This is a genomic window from Imperialibacter roseus (assembly GCF_032999765.1).
Classification (GTDB): domain Bacteria; phylum Bacteroidota; class Bacteroidia; order Cytophagales; family Cyclobacteriaceae; genus Imperialibacter; species Imperialibacter roseus.
Window position 1 is genome coordinate 6,086,021 of sequence record NZ_CP136051.1, and the last position, 20,979, is coordinate 6,106,999.

21 protein-coding genes are annotated in these 20,979 nt (G+C 45.5%); 8 read left to right on the forward strand and 13 right to left on the reverse strand.

Annotated features, from left to right (window positions below; translation table 11 throughout):
* Window positions 1–3: 3 nt before the first annotated feature.
* From RT717_RS25505 to RT717_RS25530, 6 genes are all read right to left on the reverse strand, one after another.
* The gene (locus RT717_RS25505; RefSeq protein WP_317489159.1) at window positions 4–1,098 is read right to left on the reverse strand and encodes a DUF6089 family protein; all 1,095 of its coding nucleotides are present in this window, start codon (window positions 1,096–1,098) and stop codon (window positions 4–6) included.
* A gap of 53 nt (window positions 1,099–1,151) precedes the next feature.
* Window positions 1,152–2,027: an NAD kinase gene (locus tag RT717_RS25510; RefSeq protein ID WP_317489160.1), complete on the reverse strand. Its 876-nt coding sequence runs from the start codon at window positions 2,025–2,027 to the stop codon at window positions 1,152–1,154.
* A 25-nt stretch (window positions 2,028–2,052) separates the two neighbouring features.
* Window positions 2,053–2,718, reverse strand: coding sequence for a CBS domain-containing protein (locus RT717_RS25515; protein WP_317489161.1), 666 nt, complete (start codon window positions 2,716–2,718; stop codon window positions 2,053–2,055).
* Window positions 2,715–3,476 carry an alpha/beta fold hydrolase gene (locus tag RT717_RS25520; protein ID WP_317489162.1) on the reverse strand — a complete coding sequence of 254 codons (762 nt, stop codon included), beginning with the start codon at window positions 3,474–3,476 and terminating at the stop codon, window positions 2,715–2,717. Before RT717_RS25520 ends, RT717_RS25515 begins: the two co-directional genes overlap by 4 nt.
* 75 nt (window positions 3,477–3,551) lie before the next feature.
* Window positions 3,552–4,127, reverse strand: coding sequence for a CvpA family protein (locus RT717_RS25525; protein ID WP_317489163.1), 576 nt, complete (start codon window positions 4,125–4,127; stop codon window positions 3,552–3,554).
* A 5-nt stretch (window positions 4,128–4,132) separates the two neighbouring features.
* Window positions 4,133–4,585, reverse strand: a complete 453-nt coding sequence (locus RT717_RS25530) for a GatB/YqeY domain-containing protein (RefSeq protein ID WP_317489164.1) — start codon at window positions 4,583–4,585, stop codon at window positions 4,133–4,135.
* 63 nt (window positions 4,586–4,648) lie between these two features.
* Between RT717_RS25530 and RT717_RS25535 the strand changes: the two genes are divergently transcribed.
* The 4 genes from RT717_RS25535 to metK all read left to right on the forward strand — a co-directional run bounded on the left by RT717_RS25535 (window position 4,649) and on the right by metK (window position 8,177).
* Window positions 4,649–5,362 (forward strand): pyridoxine 5'-phosphate synthase, encoded by a 714-nt coding sequence (locus RT717_RS25535; protein ID WP_317489165.1) that lies wholly within the window; start codon window positions 4,649–4,651, stop codon window positions 5,360–5,362.
* 4 nt (window positions 5,363–5,366) lie between these two features.
* On the forward strand, window positions 5,367–6,131 hold the full coding sequence (locus RT717_RS25540) for an alpha/beta fold hydrolase (RefSeq protein WP_317489166.1): 765 nt from the start codon (window positions 5,367–5,369) through the stop codon (window positions 6,129–6,131).
* A gap of 8 nt (window positions 6,132–6,139) precedes the next feature.
* On the forward strand, window positions 6,140–6,847 hold the full coding sequence (locus tag RT717_RS25545; protein WP_317489167.1) for an SAM-dependent methyltransferase: 708 nt from the start codon (window positions 6,140–6,142) through the stop codon (window positions 6,845–6,847).
* Window positions 6,848–6,926: 79 nt separating this feature from the next.
* A complete protein-coding gene (gene metK, locus RT717_RS25550) occupies window positions 6,927–8,177 on the forward strand; it encodes a methionine adenosyltransferase (RefSeq protein WP_317489168.1) in 1,251 nt (416 codons plus the stop codon).
* A gap of 55 nt (window positions 8,178–8,232) precedes the next feature.
* On the opposite strand, the gene RT717_RS25555 is transcribed toward metK, so the two are convergent.
* The 3 genes from RT717_RS25555 to truA are packed head-to-tail and all read right to left on the reverse strand — an operon-like array spanning window position 8,233 to window position 11,393.
* Entirely contained in the window at window positions 8,233–8,763 is a 531-nt protein-coding gene (locus RT717_RS25555; protein WP_317489169.1) for a hypothetical protein, read from the reverse strand.
* A gap of 57 nt (window positions 8,764–8,820) precedes the next feature.
* A complete protein-coding gene (locus tag RT717_RS25560; RefSeq protein ID WP_317492385.1) occupies window positions 8,821–10,587 on the reverse strand; it encodes an ABC transporter ATP-binding protein in 1,767 nt (588 codons plus the stop codon).
* Window positions 10,588–10,622: 35 nt separating this feature from the next.
* Window positions 10,623–11,393, reverse strand: a complete 771-nt coding sequence (gene truA, locus RT717_RS25565; protein WP_317489170.1) for a tRNA pseudouridine(38-40) synthase TruA — start codon at window positions 11,391–11,393, stop codon at window positions 10,623–10,625.
* A 78-nt stretch (window positions 11,394–11,471) separates the two neighbouring features.
* Here truA and RT717_RS25570 point away from each other — a divergent pair, with 78 nt between their 5' ends.
* Window positions 11,472–11,966, forward strand: coding sequence for a DUF4293 domain-containing protein (locus RT717_RS25570; RefSeq protein ID WP_317489171.1), 495 nt, complete (start codon window positions 11,472–11,474; stop codon window positions 11,964–11,966).
* A gap of 175 nt (window positions 11,967–12,141) precedes the next feature.
* Window positions 12,142–13,968, forward strand: coding sequence for a molecular chaperone HtpG (gene htpG, locus RT717_RS25575; RefSeq protein WP_317489172.1), 1,827 nt, complete (start codon window positions 12,142–12,144; stop codon window positions 13,966–13,968).
* 70 nt (window positions 13,969–14,038) lie between these two features.
* Here htpG and RT717_RS25580 read toward each other — a convergent pair whose 3' ends face one another.
* Window positions 14,039–14,929 carry a 3-keto-disaccharide hydrolase gene (locus RT717_RS25580; protein WP_317489173.1) on the reverse strand — a complete coding sequence of 297 codons (891 nt, stop codon included), beginning with the start codon at window positions 14,927–14,929 and terminating at the stop codon, window positions 14,039–14,041.
* 188 nt (window positions 14,930–15,117) lie between these two features.
* Here RT717_RS25580 and RT717_RS25585 point away from each other — a divergent pair, with 188 nt between their 5' ends.
* A complete protein-coding gene (locus RT717_RS25585; protein ID WP_317489174.1) occupies window positions 15,118–17,157 on the forward strand; it encodes a M3 family metallopeptidase in 2,040 nt (679 codons plus the stop codon).
* A gap of 68 nt (window positions 17,158–17,225) precedes the next feature.
* Here RT717_RS25585 and RT717_RS25590 read toward each other — a convergent pair whose 3' ends face one another.
* Both RT717_RS25590 and RT717_RS25595 read right to left on the reverse strand, forming a co-directional pair.
* Window positions 17,226–17,558 carry a hypothetical protein gene (locus tag RT717_RS25590; RefSeq protein ID WP_317489175.1) on the reverse strand — a complete coding sequence of 111 codons (333 nt, stop codon included), beginning with the start codon at window positions 17,556–17,558 and terminating at the stop codon, window positions 17,226–17,228.
* 136 nt (window positions 17,559–17,694) lie between these two features.
* A complete protein-coding gene (locus RT717_RS25595; RefSeq protein ID WP_317489176.1) occupies window positions 17,695–19,383 on the reverse strand; it encodes a hypothetical protein in 1,689 nt (562 codons plus the stop codon).
* 185 nt (window positions 19,384–19,568) lie between these two features.
* Between RT717_RS25595 and RT717_RS25600 the strand changes: the two genes are divergently transcribed.
* Window positions 19,569–20,567, forward strand: a complete 999-nt coding sequence (locus tag RT717_RS25600) for a DUF4407 domain-containing protein (RefSeq protein ID WP_317489177.1) — start codon at window positions 19,569–19,571, stop codon at window positions 20,565–20,567.
* On the opposite strand, the gene RT717_RS25605 is transcribed toward RT717_RS25600, so the two are convergent.
* Entirely contained in the window at window positions 20,568–20,969 is a 402-nt protein-coding gene (locus tag RT717_RS25605) for a tellurite resistance TerB family protein (RefSeq protein WP_317489178.1), read from the reverse strand. It lies immediately after the preceding gene.
* Window positions 20,970–20,979: the final 10 nt, after the last annotated feature.

The window sequence follows — 20,979 nt, forward strand, 5'->3', positions numbered from 1 at the left end:
ATATTATCTGAATTTAGCACTCCGGCGAACTTTGCCGAACACGTACATTAAACGTATCTGGGTGACAATATATTGGTCGTTGTTGTTGGGATTTCCTCTTATGTCGTCTTCGAAGCCCCAGCCAGCTATAGTTGGATAAGGCTGACCATCAATTTGGGACACCTTAGTGCTCGTTCCACCATAGGCTTCGGTGACCAAAGTCAGCTGTCGGGGCTGACCAGATGCCGAAGTGGCTTCACGAGACCTGTCGGCCATGGTGCGGGCAAGCTCATTTGTACCGAAAGCTCCCGGATCCACGTATCTGCCGCTCAAGTCATCAATATAATCGAAGAAAAGAAGTCGATACCCTATTTCGAAGGCAGCGTCGAAAGGACCGGGCAGTCTAAATCTTGACCCTATGCCAAACGGGATCGCATACGAAAGCGACTTATAGGGCTTGATATCATACTGATCGCTGTTTTGACCTTCAGTGCCCAAATCTTTTAGAGAAACCCATTTTCCTGCTTCCGCAAGTGGATTGCCGTCATTGCCAAGCTCCGGGACAAGTCCTTTGGGGTTATGAAGGAAAGCCGCCCCCCCTGCAAATACGTAAGGAGCGAAAGGTAGCCTTGAACCTGCACCACCCTCGTTTGGAAATATGTCCATCTCCAGAATAACAGATAGCTCCTTCACATCATTTCTGAAAGAAAGGTTTCTGGTGTACCTTGGGAGGCTTTCCGTTAGCGTAGGATCAGCCGAGTCAAAATCATCGGATTTCAATCTTACCCAGTTAAAACTAGATCGAATACCAACCATTTTGTGCGCCCTGTAAGTATGCGTAATACCAAAACCCGGCCTGGTAAAAGAAATATCCGTGCTTACAGCCCTGGAAAGCGGCGCTATATCGCCAAAATAGTTTGATGCATTCAAATTTACTCCAAGTGAGTGATAGCTCTTGAACCGGGACACGCCGCCACTAATCCGGCCACCCCTGTAGGAAGACATAGCTTTGTTTCTTTGTAACCTGGCTTTGCTTCTTCTATTGTACTGACCAAACGCATCTTCGCTTGCGAGGAGTGCAGGAACCAAAATGATAAGTACGAGAATAAACTTCTTCATTGAAGAGTCCAATTTTTTTGTAAAAGTAGTAAAAAAGGAAAGCTGGACTAAAATTAATTTCTAAGATCAAAGCCCCAATTTAGCTTATTCCTTAGTGTATCCAAAAACGAGTAACCATGGAGTTGGATCAATTTGGCTCTGAAATCCTCCTTCCTCACCGACATTTCTACCGAAGAATCAACCGTATGTGACCGTGAATCCAAAGAGGCCAGGAAGTTTCTTCCCCTGCTTTCTATAACGAACGAAATGACACTTTCGTCGGGAACAATCAACGGACGAACATTCAAATTGTGAGGACTAACCGGGGTTATAACAAAATTGTTTGAATGAGGTAGAATAACAGGCCCACCGCAACTAAGGGAATAGCCCGTGGAGCCTGTTGGTGTGGAAACCATCAGTCCGTCAGCCCAATAGGAATTAAGGTACTCCCCATTTATATAACACTTGACTGTGATCATTGAAGAGGTATCCTTCTTCGTAATTGTGAATTCGTTCAAAGCAAAACTTGTGTCGCCAAACACCTCCTTATTCGTTTCCAGTCTCAGAAGTGTTCTGTAGTCGTAGGTAAACCGTTGCTCAAAAAAAGATGTCAAGGCGCTCTGAATATCCAGTTTTGAGATGTTTGCCAGAAAGCCTAATCTGCCGGTGTTAATTCCCAAAATTGGTGTTTCTGCATGCTTCACATAGGTGACAGTTTCAAGCAATGTCCCGTCTCCACCTAAGCTTATAATAGCATCTAATGGCTCCATGGGATTCGTTTTACTGAGGTCTTGACCATCTGGCAAGTCAAAGCCGGCTTTGGTAGCGTGCTTCCTAAATATCTGCGAAACAACTAATTCTACATTTCTATCTTGAAGAAACGAGATGACCTCCTGAATAAATGGAATGGTATCACTGTTGAATTTATGACCATGGAGGGCTATTCTCATATCGGGTTAACTAATTGTGCTGGCTCTAAATGCCCAGGTATTTCATTAAAATGTCCATCCTCTCCTGTTCGTCAACAGCCTCTGGAGCATTATTAAATTTAGCCACTATTTGATACCCAAACCTTTCCAAAGTAGCCTGCACCCGGGTGAGGTCTTCGAGGTTGATTTTGATTGTAAGGCTCACTTTTGAAGAATCATTTGGGTCGTCAGTAAGGTATGAGCTGAGAATCTTGCCGTTGTCCGATTCTATGAGCCGGCTAATTTCTGCCAGAGAATAATCTATTTGCTTCATCGAAAGCACAAGAATGCCCCCATGACTTTTTATCGAAGATGTCATGGCAAATGCCTGAATAACATCTTCCAGTGTAATTACACCAAGGTAGGTGCCAACGTTGTCCGTTACCGCCACAAGCGACAATCCATTGTTGTCGCAGGCCTTTATCACATCATAGTAGTGCTGCGATTGATCTACTTTACATTTAACCCCTTGTAAATTATAGTCTGCTACTCTTGGCAGGGCTCCATTCAATTCGAGGATAGTATCTTCATTAATAAACCCCAAAAACTCTCCCTTCTCAACGACGGGAAGTTCCGTGGAATGCAGTTCTTCCATCCACAGAATTGCTTTCTGAATTTCGTCACTCAGCTTGAGTGGGGGTATCATGTAATTGATAAGATCACTTGCTATCATGCAGCTTCATTTAGCAGAAACTCACTTAATATATCGTTAAACTTATCAGGGTGTTCCATCATTGGGGCGTGGCAACACTTGTCGATGAACCTAAGAGTTGAATTGGGTATCAGTCTGTTAAATTCATGTGCTACCTCCGGAGGAGTGATGGTGTCGTTAAGCCCCCAAACCAGAAGCGTAGGTATTTTAATAGATGGCACTTCTTTGGCCATATTGTGGCGCTGAGCAGATTTTGCTATGGCCACTATGCGCATACATTTTGGGATGCTTTTGGTTGTCTCAAAAACCTCCTCAATATAATCTGGCGTGGCCGTTTTTGGATCGTAGAAAGTGTACTCCACCCTTTCCTTAATGTACTCATAGCTTCCCCTCTTTGGAAACGAGCCGCCCATAGAGTTTTCGAAAAGTCCGGAGCTACCAGTGAGTATCATTTTCTTCACCTTGCTCTTATTTGCAAGGGTATATATCAGCGCTATATGGCCTCCAAGTGAATTGCCCATCAACGTAAAATCTTTGAGTCCCATCATTTCGACGAAACCCTCAAGGTATTCGACTAATCCATCGAGGCCAGCTTCTCTAATCGGCATTTCGTAGATGGGAAGCATGGGAATGACGACTCTGTGCGTCTTGGAAAACCGGCGAACTACACTATCCCAGTTACTAAGTGCGCCAAAAAGGCCATGAAGAAGCAAAAGCGTTTCGCCCTTGCCCTCATCGATATACGGATAGTTATTCTGTGTTTTTAGTTCTATGTTCATTCTGATCACTGAATTAACCCAATATAGATAAAATCCGTTCTGAGATAAAGTTTTTTATTGATGTGTTGCTCAAGCCTAAACAATTCTTAGCCTAGTCAATGCTAAAATATAGGCTTGCCTCTCTGCAGGCTGTTGCTCCGCAGGGGTTAGTTTCTCAAAAAACTCCTTGACAAACGGCAACACTACAGAAATAGTGTCGATCATCCACGGAGCGAGGCTCACCACAAAGGGGTAAATTTTGGCTCCCTCGACGTATTCATCAGCTAGCTGAAACCCAAAAAAGGTCAGCAGCCAAAGCAGGAAGCTTAAGGCCAAAGCCCATTTCAAAATTCCAGCCAGCGACCCGGCCAGGTCGTCGAAGCTTCCGAGCAAAGTTAAGTCAATCGTTTTTTTAAGGGCCAGGCCAATAAGGTTAACGGCGAGCACGATGACGACAAACACGATAATGAAAGAGATGACAGGAATAAGCCCCGGGACTTTAGTGAAGTATCCGTCGAGGAAGCTCGCCACCAGTGGGGTGAATTGAAACCCGCCAATAATCCCCAAAATGAAGGCAAACAGGCCGACAATTTCCAACAGAAGTCCTTTTTGGAAGCCCCGAAACGCTCCAAGAACAAGGATAATAAGAATGACTATGTCAATAACTCTCAACGGACTTACTTGCTTAATAGCTCTTTAACCAGCGTTGAGATCAATTTACCGTCGGCTTTTCCAGCCAATGCTTTCGTAGCTGCACCCATCACTTTGCCCATGTCCTGAGGACTGGAGGCACCCACTTGAGCAATTATTTTTGCAACCTCCGACTTCACTTCCTCTTCTGAAAGCTGCTTTGGCAAAAATTCATTGATAACATCCAGCTCCGCCTGCTCCTTTTCTGCCAAATCGGGCCGATTCTGTTCTTCAAAAATGGCCAGTGAGTCTTTTCTCTGCTTGGCGGCCTTGGTCAAAATAGCCATCTCTGCTGCCTGGTCAAGCTCTGCTTTGGCACCCTTTTCAGACTCCGCCAGCAAAATCAGCGACTTGATAGCTCTCAGCGCCCTCAGCCTTTCTGAGTTTTTGCTTAGCATGGCTTGTTTTATATCTCCGTCGATTTGGGTTTTAAGGCTCATATCTGAATTTTTTAAAATCGTTATTGGTTAATTTGCAGCAAAGTTATACAAATCAGTATAAGAATGACCAGGCTCAGTGTTAACATAAATAAAGTAGCCACGCTCAGAAATGCCAGAGGAGCAAATAATCCGGACGTGGTAAAGGTTGCAAAAGACTGCGAGGTCTTCGGCGCACAGGGAATCACTGTACACCCACGGCCGGATGAAAGGCATATTCGCCATAGCGACGTGCTTGAGCTTTCGAAGGTGGTGACCACAGAATTTAATATTGAAGGGTACCCCGACAGACGGTTTATCGATCTGGTAAAAACAGTAAAGCCTGCGCAAGCCACTTTGGTTCCGGATCCACCTGAAGCAATCACATCAAACACCGGTTGGGATACGCTGAAACACCAGGCTTTCCTTGCTGAAGTCTCAGCAGAACTCCACACTGCTGGCGTAAGGGTCTCCATTTTCCTCAATCCAGACGTAAAATTAGTGGACGCTGCAGCCAAAAGTGGAGCGGACAGAATAGAGCTCTATACCGAGCCATACGCCACGCATTATCATAGCAACCGGGAAAAAGCTATCGCTTCTTATATCGAAACAGCAAAGCTGGCAAAATCTGCCGGGCTTGGCATTAATGCAGGCCATGACCTTGACTTACACAACCTGGCCTATTTGGTACAGCAAATTCCAGCAATTGACGAAGTATCCATTGGGCATGCGCTGATCTGCGATGCCTTGTACTATGGGCTGGAAAACACTATCCAAATGTATCTGCGCCAGTTAACTTAAAACTATGAGTGACAAAAAGCTATTCTTTAGAAAACTGGGACAGGGAAAACCACTTATTATTTTGCACGGGCTTTTTGGAGCCTCAGACAACTGGTTGACCATTGGCAAGTCATTGTCCGAACATTTTGAGGTTTATCTGGTCGATCAGAGAAACCATGGGCAGTCGTTCCATGACCCAGCGCACAATTTTGATGTGATGGCGGAAGACCTGGGCAACTTTATAAAGGAAAATAATATTACTCAGCCGATTGTTCTTGGGCATTCAATGGGCGGCAAGGTGGCTATGAACTATGCGTTGAGCCACCCGGGCAAGGTTGAGAAGCTGGTTGTTGTAGACATTTCACCTCGTGGTTACAAAGTCCACCATGACAAAATACTGGAAGGGCTAAAGTCTATTGACCTTGGCTCTTTGGAGTCAAGAAAAGAGGCAGACGATCGGCTGGCCAAATATGTTCCGAATGTGGGCGAAAGGCAGTTTCTGCTAAAAAGCCTTAGCCGAACCGGTGACGGATTCGAATGGAAAATAAACGTGGCTGCCATTGATAACAATATAGGACTGATTGTGGGGGAAATAGACGGAGAGCCGAATCCAGTTCCCACCCTTTTCATTGACGGCGAGAACTCTAACTACATTCGGGACATTGACCTTCCGATTATCAAGAAGCTTTTTCCTGACAGCCAGGTTGTCACTATTAAAAATGCCGGACACTGGGTGCATGCCGAGCAGCCTGAAGCCTTTCTTGAGACATTGATGGCCTTTCTATCGTAGCAGAGCACATGAGCGCTGGAAAATTGTACCTCGTACCAAGTCCACTTTCCGACAACAGGGTTGATCTGATAATAAATGGTCAGGTTAAAGAAATAATTTCCTCCCTCAACTGGTTCTTCGCTGAGAACATCAGAACCTCCAGAAGGTTTATCAGCACCCTGAATTTAGGCAGGCCTATCGAATCGCTGCATTTTGCTGAGCTCAACAAAGACACTGAGGATGCAGAAGTATCAAAGCTTATGGACATTGTCACTTCCGGCGAAAATGCCGGAGTCATTTCTGAAGCTGGCTGCCCTGGTATAGCCGACCCAGGAGCTAAAATAGTCGCTCTTGCACACCGAAAAGGAGTGGAGGTCATCCCACTGGTTGGTCCTTCGTCTATCTTTTTGGCGTTAATGGGTTCCGGGTTTTCTGGTCAGTCATTTACCTTCCATGGATATTTACCGATCGATAAGAAAGCAGCGCAGGACAAGATAAAGCAAATGGAGAAAGAGGTTGTGCAATTCGGTACAACTCAAATTTTTATGGAAACGCCCTACAGAAACAACCAGTTGTTGGAGGTAATCATCAATACCTGCCAAAATCACTCGCTTTTATGCATCGCAAGCAATATAACAGGAGAGACAGAGTTTATCCAAACCAAGAAAATTTCTGACTGGAAGGGTAAACACCCAAATTTGCACAAAATACCAACTGTTTTTCTGCTTGGAAAATAATACCTGGGCCTCAGGTTTTTAAATAAGGAAAGCTCCGCTAAATTTGCACGCTTTAAAATCAGACAACAAAGAAAAACAAATGCCATATCTATTCACGTCGGAATCTGTGTCGGAAGGGCACCCTGATAAAGTAGCTGATCAAATTTCAGATGCGCTGGTGGATCATTTTCTCGCTTTCGACCCTAATTCGAAAGTTGCTTGCGAAACACTTGTAACTACTGGTCAGGTAGTGTTAGCTGGTGAAGTAAAGTCAGACACTTATATTGATGTGCAGTCAATTGCCCGAGAGGTAATTAACCGCATTGGTTATACCAAATCCGAGTATCAGTTCGAGGGCAATTCGTGCGGGGTGCTTTCTGCAGTGCATGAGCAATCGCCTGATATTAACAGAGGCGTTGATCGTGGCAAACCAGAGGAGCAAGGTGCCGGCGACCAGGGAATGATGTTTGGCTTTGCCAGCAACGAAACTTCAAGCTATATGCCATTGGCGCTTGACCTTTCTCACAGACTGCTGAGAGAACTGGCGGTAATGAGAAGAGAAAATGGCGCCATCAAGTACCTGAGACCTGACGCCAAGTCACAGGTGACTATCGAGTACTCAGACGACCATACACCTATCAGGATTGACTCCATTGTTGTTTCTACACAGCATGACGATTTTGATGAAGAAACGAAGATGCTTGCAAAAATTAAGCAGGACGTCATCAGCGTTTTGATTCCAAGGGTAAAGGCACAGTTGCCGGCTCATATCCAAAAGTTGTTCAACGATCAGATAAAATACCACGTTAACCCAACTGGCAAATTTGTTATTGGTGGTCCTCATGGTGACACTGGCCTGACTGGAAGAAAGATCATTGTCGACACATACGGAGGCAAAGGTGCTCACGGTGGTGGTGCATTTTCGGGCAAAGACCCGAGCAAAGTTGACCGGTCGGCAGCTTACGCCACACGCCATATTGCCAAGAACCTGGTAGCCGCAGGTGTGGCTGATCAAATTCTTGTGCAGGTGTCTTACGCTATTGGCGTGGTGGAACCCATGGGTATTTTTGTTGATACTTACGGCTCCGCAAAAGTAAAAATGTCGGATGGCGAAATTGCTCAGAAAGTATCCGCAATTTTTGACATGCGTCCAGGCATCATTGAACAGCGATTGAAGCTTCGTCAGCCTATGTACCAGGAAGCAGCAGCTTACGGACATATGGGCAGAAAAAATGAAGTAGTTAAGAAGAAATTTACCAGACCTGGCGAAACAAAAGAAATGGAAGTGGAGCTTTTTACCTGGGAAAAACTTGACTACGTTGACAAGGTAAAGAAAGAGTTTGGCCTATAAGCCAGGCAATAACTGATACGAATACGAACCTGTTGGTGAATGCCAACAGGTTTTTTTATTTGACAAACGCCTCAATGGTTACTGAATTGTCGGGCAGGTACCGCTGCATAAAGAAATCCTCCATCGCTATTCCCCTTTGCTGTGCATAGTCAAAAATCATTGTTTGTATTTTTTCTCTGCTGGGCCGCACCAACCAGTGCATGGAAAGGTTCACCGTAAGGCTTCCAGGGGCTCTCAGCTTTTTCAATTGATAGTTGCCTTCAATTTGGGTTACCCTGCCTGTCAGCAACACTCCGAAAAACTGATTGATTTCATCGCCATCTTCCGGCGGATAGGTAAGCTCTACCAAATCTCCCTTCCAGTCCTCGTTGATAATTTTTGAGCGGATGTCTTCAAAAACCATTCTTGCCGAATCAGCCACGTAGCGACCTTTGAAAGGTGTGCCTACTATGTCGTAGCTTACCGCACCAGACTCCTGAACTTCGTATTCTTTGGTGCCTCCAAGAAGAAAGTAAATGCTGAATGAAATAATGGCCAGGGAAACGGCTGAAATAGCGTAGTACTTGTACCTTGGGTCAATGGTCATGGATCTGATCTGTTGAGGCATCAAAAGAAATCAAAAAAAGGCCGATTTCAAACAGCACTAAACGACCTCTTTGTATTGCATTTTATGCAGCTGAGCATAGTAGCCGTCCATGCTCAACAGCTCGTCATGGGTGCCTTCCTCCTTTATTTCGCCTTTCTCAAGTACCACAATTTTGTCGGCTCGTTGAATGGTAGAGAGCCTGTGAGCAATAACAATGGATGTTCTTCCTTTCATTAGCTTATCAATGGCTCCCTGAATCAGTTCTTCAGTCTCCGTATCAACTGATGATGTGGCCTCATCGAGCACAATGATTTTGGGATCATACACCATGGCCCGCACAAATGAGATGAGCTGCCTTTGCCCAACCGAAAGTGTGGCTCCACGCTCCATCACGTTGTAGTCAAAGCCGCCTGGTAGCCGCTCTATAAACTCTCTTGCGCCAACAAGCTCAGCCGCCTCAATCACTTTTGATTTTGGAATTTCGGGGTTGCCGAGGGTAATATTATTAAGAATGGAGTCTGAAAACAGAAAGACATCCTGAAGCACTACACCGATATTAAGTCTGAGTGAGGCCAGGTCATATTCCCTGACGTCGACACCATCTATGGTGATGCTGCCCTTATTGATTTCATAAAAGCGGCTAAGCAGGTTAATCACGGAAGACTTACCCGCACCTGTAGCACCCACCAACGCCAGCGTTTCTCCCGGATTCACCTCAAGGTTGATATCCTTCAGCACGTATTCTTCGTCGATGTAGGCAAACGATACATGTTCAAACTTCACCTCGCCCTTTAAAGTAGTTGGCGCAAAAGTACCGTTATTAGCGATGTGCTCTTTGCTGTCGAGCAAATCCAGAATCCTGTTGGAGCTAACGATACCCATTTGTAATGTGTTGAAGCGATCAGCAATCATCCTGATGGGGCGGAAAAACATCTGGATATACATGATAAATGAGATCAGGACCCCAAGGGTGATTTGATCGTCGATAACACCTCTGGCACCGTACCAAACTACAAGGCCGATACCTGCCGCCTGAATAACCTCAGCCACCGGGAAATAAATCGAATAATACAGTACCGACCTGATATTGGCCTTTTTATGTTCCCTGTTGATCTCCTTGAATTTTTCGTACTCCCTGTCTTCGCTATTGAATATCTGCACGATGTTCATGCCTGTGATATGCTCCTGTACAAAAGAGTTCAGGTTGGAAACAGCTGTACGCACCTCATTGAAAGCCACCTTTACTTTCTCCTTGAACACGTAGGTACTAATGATCAGGAGTGGCAGGGTTGAAAGACTTACAAGGGTCAGCTTCCAACTGATGGCAAACATCATAGCAAAGATGACAATGATTTGAAGCAGGTCTCCAATAATAGCTGCCAAGCCTTCGCTGAATACGTCTGACAGCGTCTCTACGTCAGACACGTTTCTGGTAACCAGGCGGCCGATGGGCGTTTTGTCAAAAAACTTTAGTTTCAGCGTTTGGAGGTGCTTGAAGAGCTTGATCCTGATGTCTCGAATAATGAACTGGCCCAGCCAACCGGACAGGTAAGTATGGCTGTATTGCACAATGGCAGTGGCGACAATCACCCCCACTAAAATTAGCGTCATGTTCACCAGTCCCTGGAAATCGCCAATGGCCACGTATTTATCAATAGTAATCTGTATCAAATAAGGCCTTAGGGGCGACAAAAACGCCAGCAGAATGGTGAGCACCACCAGAAAGTAAAACTTGCCTATGTAGGGCTTTGCAAAGACAAAAAGCCGCCTGAGTACTTTCAGGTCAATGATATTTCCGCTTACGGTTTCCTTTTCCAAAACTATCGACTAGGGACGTGGTTAGTAATTAACTGCAAATTTCAAGAAAGGATATAAATTTCTTCAGGATAAGTAACGTTTGTTAAAAAAAGACCTTCAGCTGGCACGTTGCGGGCCGCCGATTTCCTGTCTCTGCTCTCCAAAATCTCCTTAAATTCAGTCTGGCTCAGTCTGCCCTGTCCTGCTTCCAGCAGTGTTCCAACCACGGCACGAACCATCCCTCTTAAAAATCTATTGGCACTAACGTAAAACACAAGGCTATCGTTCTCTCTTCTCCAGCAAGCTTCAAAAATATCACAATCAAAATGTTTCACGTCCGTTTTTACCTTGCTAAACGACTGGAAATCCTTCCATGTCAACATCAGCGCCGCCGCCTTATTCATGGCATCCACATCCAGCTCCGGCCTGAAAAGGTAGCTATATTTAGTTTTGAAGGGATCTTTTTTTTGATGAATGTGATACTCGTAGGAACGTGACTCAGCATCAAAACGGGCATGCGCTTCCGGCCGCACAGGCTTTACCCAATGAACGGCAATGTCGTGAGGCAGCAGGGAATTAAGCCTGTAGAGAAATTCCTCAGGTTCGTGCCTGAGTTCCATGTCGACGTGGGCTACCTGCACCCTGGCATGCACCCCTGCGTCGGTTCGCCCGCTGCCCACACATTCCACTTCGTTGCCCAGTAAGGTGCTCAGACATTGGGTAACTACCTGCTGCACAGCCACAGCGTTATGTTGGGTCTGCCAACCGCTATATTTTGTGCCATCGTAACTCAATTGAATAAAATACCGCATGCCCCGGCAAAGGTAATTCATTCAACATAATTCACATGTTCAGCCGATTAAGGTTTTCTCTAATGTCTTTTATGCGTTTATTTGCCAAAAATTCTTCCAATGCTTCAGCGAATCCAATCTATATTTCTGGCGCTTGCTGCCATCGTCATGATCATCATTGTCTTTCTCCCGCTATGGCAAAAAATTGACGTCGAAAAAAGTGAAATAGTGACCATTACCGCTCTTGAAATCACACATATCAGATATGCAGGAGACGGAGTGGCAGTAGACGAGATTTTGGCTGAAAAAAACATCATGTATGTGGCCGCCCTTTGTCTGATTGCTGCAGGAGTCGCCATTTTTTCTATTTTTCAATATGGCAACAGGCTCCGTCAAATTCAATTCGGCGCCTTAAACTCACTCATTATTGGTGGCACAATGTTTCTCGTTCTCTACTTTTGCTGGAATGCAGAAAAGACAATCGTCCCTGCCGAAAAAGGTGCTTACCTGGCGGCCTTTTATCTTTTTCCCGTAGCACTTATCCTTAACTCAATGGCCAATCGCTTTATCCGGCGTGACGAAAGGCTGGTGCGTGACTCCGATAGGCTCAGGTAAAACCAACACTTTATAGTGCGGCAGTAATCGACAAATTGGTCGGTAAAAGGGGCTAATTCCGTTGGCCTGACATTTCTTACTGCCATCCTGACAGCCTTGTGGGTAAAATCGGGCTATGGAACGGCTTTTGCCAACCCTTCACTTATTGACCAATCATTTGCAAACAAATACAAACATGGTAACAGAAGAAAAAGGCACCCTTTCGATCCACACCGAGAATATTTTTCCCATCATCAAAAAATTTCTCTATTCGGATCACGAGATCTTTTTGAGGGAGTTGGTATCGAATGCCGTGGATGCCACACAAAAGCTGAATCGCCTGGCAGCCCTGGGCGAGTATAAAGGAAAAATTGGTGACACAAAAATTAAAGTGTCTATCGATGAGAAAGCAAAAACAATCACAATCAGTGACAAAGGCATCGGTTTAACAACTGATGAAATAAAGAAATACATCAACCAAATTGCCTTTTCGGGCGCAGCCGAATTTGTTGAGAAATACAAAGATAAAGGTGAAGAAAAGCAAATCATTGGTCATTTTGGCCTCGGTTTCTACTCTTCTTACATGGTCGCCAAAAAGGTAGAAATTTTCACGAAATCGTATCAAACGGGCGCCGAAGCTGCCCGCTGGGAGTGCGATGGATCAACTGATTTTGAAATTACCCCGACCAAGAAAAAGGACAGGGGTACCGACATAGTGCTTCACATTGCTGAAGATTCTGAAGAGTTTTTGCAAAAGCACCGACTTCAGGGTATTCTCGATAAATACTGCAAGTTCCTGCCTATAGAAATTGAGTTCGATGGCAAGGTGGTTAACAACCCAAGCCCCATCTGGACGAAGCAGCCAAGCGAGTTGAAGGATGAAGACTACCTGAACTTTTACAAAGAGCTTTATCCATTTGCTGAGGATCCGCTTTTCTGGATTCACCTGAACGTCGACTACCCCTTCAATCTTACCGGTGTTCTTTATTTCCCTAAGCTGAAAAATGAGCTGGATGTACAGAGAAACAAGATTCAGCTGTATAGCCGGCAGGTGTTTATCACCGACGAGGTGAAGGACGTGGTGCCGGAGTTTTTGATGCTGCTTCACGGCGTAATTGACTCTCCCGACATTCCTTTGAACGTATCGAGGAGCTACCTTCAGTCGGACGGGAACGTGAAGAAAATCAATACCTACATCACCAAGAAAGTAGCAGACAAGCTTGGCGACCTCTTCAAAAAAGACAGAGCAGGGTACGAGAAAAAGTGGAACGACATTGGCCTGTTCGTGAAATACGGAATGATCAGTGAAGAGAAGTTCTATGAGAAGGCGCTTGACTACACGCTTGTGCAGGATATCGACGACAAGTTTTACACACTCAAAGAATACGAGGAGCATGTAAAGCCAAACCAAGCTGACAAGGATGGCAACACTGTTTTCCTTTACACGACCAAACAAGCACAGCAGCACAGCTACATTGAAAACGCCCGCAAGCGTGAGTACGGTGTGCTAAAAATGGACGGACAGCTCGACAGCCACTTCATCAACCACATGGAAATGAAGATGGAAAAGGTGAACTGGAAGCGAGTGGATGCTGATGTGCTGGACAAGCTGATCGACAAAGACGAGAAGAAGGAGTCGGTGCTGTCGGAAGCAGAGCAGACCACAGTGAAAGAGCTTTTTGATAAGGCCATTAACAACAAAGCATTCACAGTAAATGTGGAGGCCATGTCGACTGACGACATGCCGGTGGTGATCACGTTGCCGGAGTTTATGCGCAGAATGAAAGACATGTCGGCGATGGGTGGCGGAATGGCCATGATGGGTAATATGCCTGACGCTTATTCAGTGGCTGTAAACGGTAACCATGCCCTGGTAGGCAAGATCCTTAAAGCGAAAACTGAGGAGGAGAAAACAGACCTTGCCAAGCAAGCCTTTGATTTGGCTAAGCTGTCGCAGAACCTGCTTACAGGCCCTGAGCTCACAGCCTTCATCAAAAGGAGCCTGGATATAGTATCGGCCTAAGCGCCAATACCAGCTATAAAGTTAAATCCCCGGAGCGATTCGGGGATTTTTTTTCAGAGTCCAACGGAAGCTACTTTTTGTATGTACAGGCGCCAGGCTTCGATTTGATGAAATAGCTTTTGTAATTGGTGGCCTTCGGATCCATGCAACCCTCCAGATTAAGTAGTTCAATGTTCTTGAAATCAATGGGTTGTCCCTCACTCTGCAAGGCAATATACCCTTCGGTCAATGGCTTGCCTGGCTCCCACAAGGCAGGGTCGTAACCCGTAACAACCCCTCCGCCCATCTGAGGCTTGGAATAACGAAGCACCTCTTCACCGTTTACTTTATGAATAACCAAAGAGTCACCCATTACTATTAACTCCGTGTGTACCCATTGGTCACCCTCATAGGTGGCCGAGGTTGAGTTGATGCAGTGGTTAGGGTCAACCTTGCCATTGTACACGACATCGGTGCCCGGCGAGCACATGTTGCACGTGGGGCGTGGCTTACCATCGCCCAAGCCGGCGAGGAACTGCATTTCCACTGAGATCGGCCAGTTTTGCTCTTTTGGCATCGAGCGTGGGTCTTGAGAGTGGAACATCACGCCGCTGTTTTTTATTGTGTACTCGGGGGCACCTCGCTGCAATTCGCCAACAAACCGGTAGTCCATCACGAGGCGATAGTAGGAGTATGGTTGCTTGTAGTATAAATGCCCAAACTGCTCGTTGAAGTCGCCGTATTGATCGTAGCGAACTTTGATGATGCCATCCTCCACTCTGAATGTGTTGCCAAAGTTGACGCTCACATCGTGGTGGTGAATTTTAACAATCCAGTCATTGATATCTTTTCCGTTGAAAAGCGTTGCCCATTCCTCCTTGCTCTTTTTTGACTGGCCCTTTACAGCTGTTGCCAGCATCGGGACTAGTAGAATCGCTAAGGCTATTGATTTAATTAACTGGGAAATGGGGTGGCTTTTCATAGGTGTTTTTCTTGTAATTATAAGTAGTTCCAAAGAATTACTCCCCAGATACCACTGATCTTTTGATAATTAGACGAGTTACCGGCGTTTGTTCCTAAATTCGCCAATAAATTGAACGGCAAGTGGCAAACCAAAAGGCACCACTTTTTTGTTCTTGCTAAAATTCTGAAGACTAAAAATAACTGTAAATGTCAAACCCTCTTTTAGAAAATTTCAACACCCCATTTGATACCATTCCTTTCAGGAAAATAAAAAATGAGCACTTTCTACCTGCATTTATAGAAGGTATCAGGCTTGCCAAGGAGGAGATCGCTCTTTTAACAGAATCCACAGAGCCCGCCACATTCGAAAATACCGTTGTGGCGCTGGAAGCCTCAGGCAACAAAGTCGATCTGATATCAAATATCTTCTTCAACCTGAATTCCGCTGAAACAAGCGACGACATGCAGGCCCTTGCAAAAGATATTTCGCCTTTGCTTTCAGAGTTTAGCAATGATGTAATGCTCAATGAGGCACTTTTCAAAAAAGTAAAGCTGGTTTACGAGACTGCAGACAAAACCAAACTTGATGAGGAGTCTCTAACGCTTCTGGAAAAGACCTACAAGGGCTTTGTGAGAAATGGAGCCAATTTGCAGGAAGACAAAAAAGAGAGACTGCGATCGATAGACAAAGAGATTTCGGTGTTGGGCCAGCAGTATGGCGAAAATGTGTTAAAGGAAACCAATGCCTTTAGCATGGAAGTAGCAGACGAAAAGGAGCTGGATGGACTTCCTGATTTTGTGAAAGAAGCGGCGGCTGAAACCGCCAAGGAAAAGGGAAAAGAAGGTGTATGGATATTCACACTCCAGTATCCCAGTTATATTCCTTTCATGACTTATTCGGCTAACCGAGAGCTCCGCAAAAAAATGTTCATGGCCTATGGCTCTAGGAGTTTCAAAGGCAATGAGTTTGACAATCAGGAGGTCGTAAAGAAACTAGTTCAACTGCGCTTCGAAAGGGCTCAGCTGCTCGGCTACCCTACCCACGCCCATTTTGTGCTTGAAGAGCGCATGGCCGAAACACCCGAGAAAGTCAATGAGTTTCTCACCGACATACTGGCGATTTCTCAACCCGCCACGCTGAAGGATGTGGAAGAGCTTACTGCGTACGCCAAAAAACTGGACGGTCTCGATAAAATTGAAAGATGGGACTTTGCTTACTATAGCGAAAAGCTGAAAAAGGAGAAATATGAGGTTGATGATGAGTTACTCAAGCCTTATTTTCAGTTGGAGAAAGTGATTGACGGAGTGTTCAAAGTAGCCGAAAAGCTTTTTGGGATTCACTTTGTTGAAAACAAGGAGATCGACAGATACCACCCTGAAGTGCTGGTGTATGAAGTGAGAAATGACAAAAACGAGCTGGTAGCGATTTTCTATGCTGACTTCTTCCCCAGGGAAGGTAAAAGAGGTGGTGCCTGGATGACCGTTTTTCGACAGCAAAAGAAAGTGAATGGTGAAGACAAGCGGCCACATATCAGCATCGTTTGTAGCTTTACTAAGCCAACCAAGTCCACACCATCATTGTTGACGTCTAATGAGGTGCAGACGCTGTTCCACGAGTTTGGTCACGCCCTCCATGGTATGCTGGCCAAAGGAAACTACGGCAGCCTGAGCGGCACCAATGTTTATTGGGATTTTGTGGAGCTTCCCTCACAAATTTTGGAAAACTGGACACTTGAGAAGGATTGTCTTGACCTGTTTGCCCGGCATTACAAAACCGGCCAAGCCATACCTGCCGATCTTGTACAAAGACTGAAAGAGAGTGCCAATTTTCAGGCAGGCTATGCTACTACCCGTCAGGTAGCTTTCGGCATGCTCGACATGGCCTACCACGGCGTAGACCCATCTGGCATAAAGGATATTGGGGAGTTTGAAAAAGCGCTATTCGAAAAAATGGAGGTGCTTCCTCAGGTGAAAGAAACCAACATGAGCTGCCAGTTTTCTCACATATTCAATGGAGGCTACTCGTCGGGGTACTATAGCTACAAATGGGCCGAAGTGCTGGACGCTGATGCTTTTGAGTTTTTCAAAGAGAAGGGGATTTTCAACAGCGAAGTGGCTGGAAAATTCAAAGACAACATTCTTTCCAAAGGGGGCAGTGAACACCCAATGATACTCTACAAGAAATTCAGAGGGCGTGAACCTGATCCAAAGGCCCTGTTGAGACGGGCCGGGCTTCTGAAAAAATAACGCTGAAAGGCAACAAAAAAGGCGACTGGTGTAAGCCAATCGCCTTTTTATTTTCACTAACCGGTTGATTAGAAAATAAGAATGATCAGTAGCACTATGATAATTACAGCGCCTACTGACAATGTCAGCTTATTGTTCAGAAAGTCCAGTTCCTTCTTGATCTCCCTCAGTTCTTTCTTCACTTCCTGACGATCTTCTTTAGAGAGCTCATTTTTTTTCATGTCTTTGATCTCATTTACCCGCTGGGTAAGCTGAGTAGCTCTCTCTTGGGCCTGCTCTTCTGTAAGGCTGTTAAGTTGTTCTTTTGTCATCGGCTCTGTTCCGGCAGCCAAAGCACTGGTGCCGAAAACCAACGTAAATGCCGCCAGGGCTAGAATAGATGTAAATAGTTTCCTTTTCATAGATTGATAATTTTCGAATTCAATTCAAAATAGGCCTTTTCGAAATACCAAACAAGATGGAAAGTGCTGAGAGAGAAAAAGAAAAGCCGATCTTAATTGACCGGCCTTTCCTGGATGCGATGTTTAGCCAACTATTTTATTTTAATGCCCAAATCTTGTCATAGCCTCGTTCTATTTCGGCTTCTCTCAGGCGTGTCATTGCGTCCTTCAAGGCGTTCATCATGTCGTCTTTTCTCACAATGCTGTTCAGAGCGTTGATATCGTTAAACTCAGACTCGGAGAATGGTTTGCCATCGGAGGCTGCTACCCAGCCGGAGCCATATTGGACATCCTTGTTGGTGTAGGTTTCCTCTCTTCCCTGAATAAAAAAGTTAAGCCTGGGTACCAGGATGATTTTCCCGTTGTCATCCCCTGCAATCTGCAAGTCCATTTGCACGTTGATCAAGCCGTCAACATCTGCGTCCTTCATCAGGTTGATAATTGGTCTGTCTGAAGTCAAATTGGTAGAAATAGAACCAAAAATGTCAGCAACCTTAGTTGGCTGCATATTGACCGTATTTTTATAAGTCTTCACAATCAGCTCATCTGTATTCTTTTCTTTTACCGGATAAAACTCTTTGTAGTAAGAAGATGCGGTCAGCTTTTCAGTAGGCACCATTTCTATATCGAATTCTTCCCTGAACATGGTGACAATGTCAGCGTACATGTTGCTAAGCAGTTGATCCCAAAAAGCATCGGGCAGTTTTGGAAACTGGTAGGTGGTGGTTGTGGTAGTGGTGATCTTGGTGTTGTAACCATAAGAAACGGATTCATCCACTTCCTGCTTGAACAAAACACCCCGCACCGAAAGCGATGACACTGCAAATTTCGACCCTTGCGAAAATGGCGCCCCTGTGGCAGCGTTGGGCTTGCTTGCTGCAAAATTCAAGACGCCGGCAGGATTGTCTATTTTACCTTTTACGCTAGTCGACCCATAAACACTCTCCTGTTGTTTGCCTGACACATTCACTTTCATTGAGCCATAAGCCCTGCTCTGAAGCTCCGCAGCCGCAGTCGACTGCTTGTCGGTCGGCGCTTGCACATAGCGTTCTACTATCAGATAATTCTCACCCTGGTTGTAATTGCCAACACCATTTACACTACCTGAAATAGTTGGGTTGCTGAAAGCTTCCTTGGGTATAATTACTTTATCTGTTGACTTGAATGAAGCGAAGTAGTTGAACCCTCTGGCACCGGCCACGTCGGTTACCAGCGCCACATTTAAAAGGCTGCGTTCATGCCCGGAGCCATTTTCCAGCACCAGCTCGATGTCTTTGGACAAATCAATCTGAGCGTTTGACGTTGACCCATTTACGGACAAAATCTTCACCGAGGGCACAGGTTTAATAGTGAAAGAGGCTTTGTCTCCCGTTACAGTTTCCACGTTTACGGTTTTTGGGCTAAGATCGCCCGGTTCAAGCTCGATCATGTAATACCCCAAACCCGTTGAAGTCAGCTCCTTGCCCTCACTGGTTACTGAGCCATCTATGTTGAGCATTCCAAGGCCTTCCGCTTTCGAGAAAAATATAGCAACGGCGACATCGCCTTCCCTAAAATCTTCGGGGTACACCTCCTGACCAGAAATCCGGGCTTCCATGGTGTGCATGCCATTGATATGGTGCACCAGCACAGCCGCTTCTCCCAGGTTAGAGGTCTTGGAAGTCATCAGCTTGGCTGTTAGTTTACCTATTTTTTCACCCAACTTTAAGCCCCTTTTTTCCTGCGCTTTAGAAACCTCAGTGGCCAGTAAAAAGACAAACGGTATGAGTAATCCTATCTTTTTCATCGTCGATTAATTTGGTGCTAAGTACCTGATAATCGCATTTCGAGAAAATCGCTCATACGGGGTATTTAGTACTACCCACTAGCACTGACAAGGCAATTGTTCGTCAGTGCTACTATGCATAAAAAGGAACCTTTTAATGCAACTTATTAGAATTGGCGTCGTTATTCCTGTCAATAATCTATTTGATGAAAAAATTTACCTCTTTCTTCTGGTTCTGTTCAGGAGCTTCTCATTCGCTGCTGAAAAGATGCCCAACAGAGGCTGCCCGCTTTGTGAGCGTCGGCGGTGCCGTATTTTTCACAGGTCTTTTGGCTGCAGTAAGTGGAGGCTTTGCTCTATATTCTGTTTTTAATAATTACTGGGTGGCTACGTTATTTGGTCTGCTCTGGGGGCTCATGATATTCAACCTTGATCGCTTTCTGGTTTCGAGCTTAAAAAAAAGTGAAAACAAATGGCAGGAGTGGCTTATGGCCTCTCCGAGAATACTGCTGGCTGTGTTGATAGCCATTGTGGTTGCAAAGCCTTTGGAGCTACGGATATTTCAGCCGGAAATAGAAGCCGAACTTGTCCTTATCAAAGAAGAACAAAAAACGGCAGAGGGAGCGATGATTGCATCACGCTATTCACCCCTGATAGCAGGATACAAGGCCGAACTCAGCCAGCTGGAAGCGCAAATTGCCAGCAAAGAAATAATAAGAGATGATCTTGCTAAACTGGCTCAGGAAGAAGCCGACGGCACGGGCGGTTCAGGCCGTCGTAACCTGGGGCCTATTTATGCTGTGAAGAAAGCAAATGCCGAAAGAGCCGAAACTGAACTGAAAGAGCTTAAAGCAAGTCACTCGGATCTGATTTCAACCCTGCGGGAAAAGCAAGATTCAGTAGTGCTGCTGCAAGCCAATGAAATGGCCAAAATTGACGTCTCGCATATTGGTGGCCTGGCACTTCAGCTCGAAGCCCTGGCACGTCTTGCCAACAAGTATTCCTCTATAGCATTTGCCAACATTTTCATCATGCTCCTATTCGTGATGATAGAAGCTTCGCCCCTTTTAGTCAAGCTGATGAGCCCCAGAGGGCCTTACGACGATTTGTTGGAAGCACATGAACATGCCTTCGTCAATTACCGAAAATCAAAGGTTCACAGGCTGGATGCCGGTCTTGAGAAAGAGCTGGCCTGGAAGGGGTAGTTAGTCAACGTGGTAATCCTGGAGCTTCTTTCTCATCATCCTCAGCTCTTCCGGCGACTTCATGTTGATATGCACGTGAGGATACAACTCCATAAATGCCGCTAGCTGAAAGCCCAGGGAGTTAGCTATTTTTTGACAGAACAGCAACTCGGAGTCCTGAATGACGCTATCCGCCTTCATGAGCAAAATGACGTTGTAGAGATAATCGAACCGATCGTCGTAGGGCATCTTGTCAAGGCCCTCGATAGGATCAGGCTGCTTGATCAAAAGCTCCAGTTCTTCCTGCGAAATATCTCCTGATCTCGCTACCCTTTCTATTACCTGCCTTTCTCTTTCGTGAAATTCACCATCGCTGTTGGCAAGGGTAATAAGGAGCGACAACTGCGTTCTGATGTTTTCCATAGAGCTAATT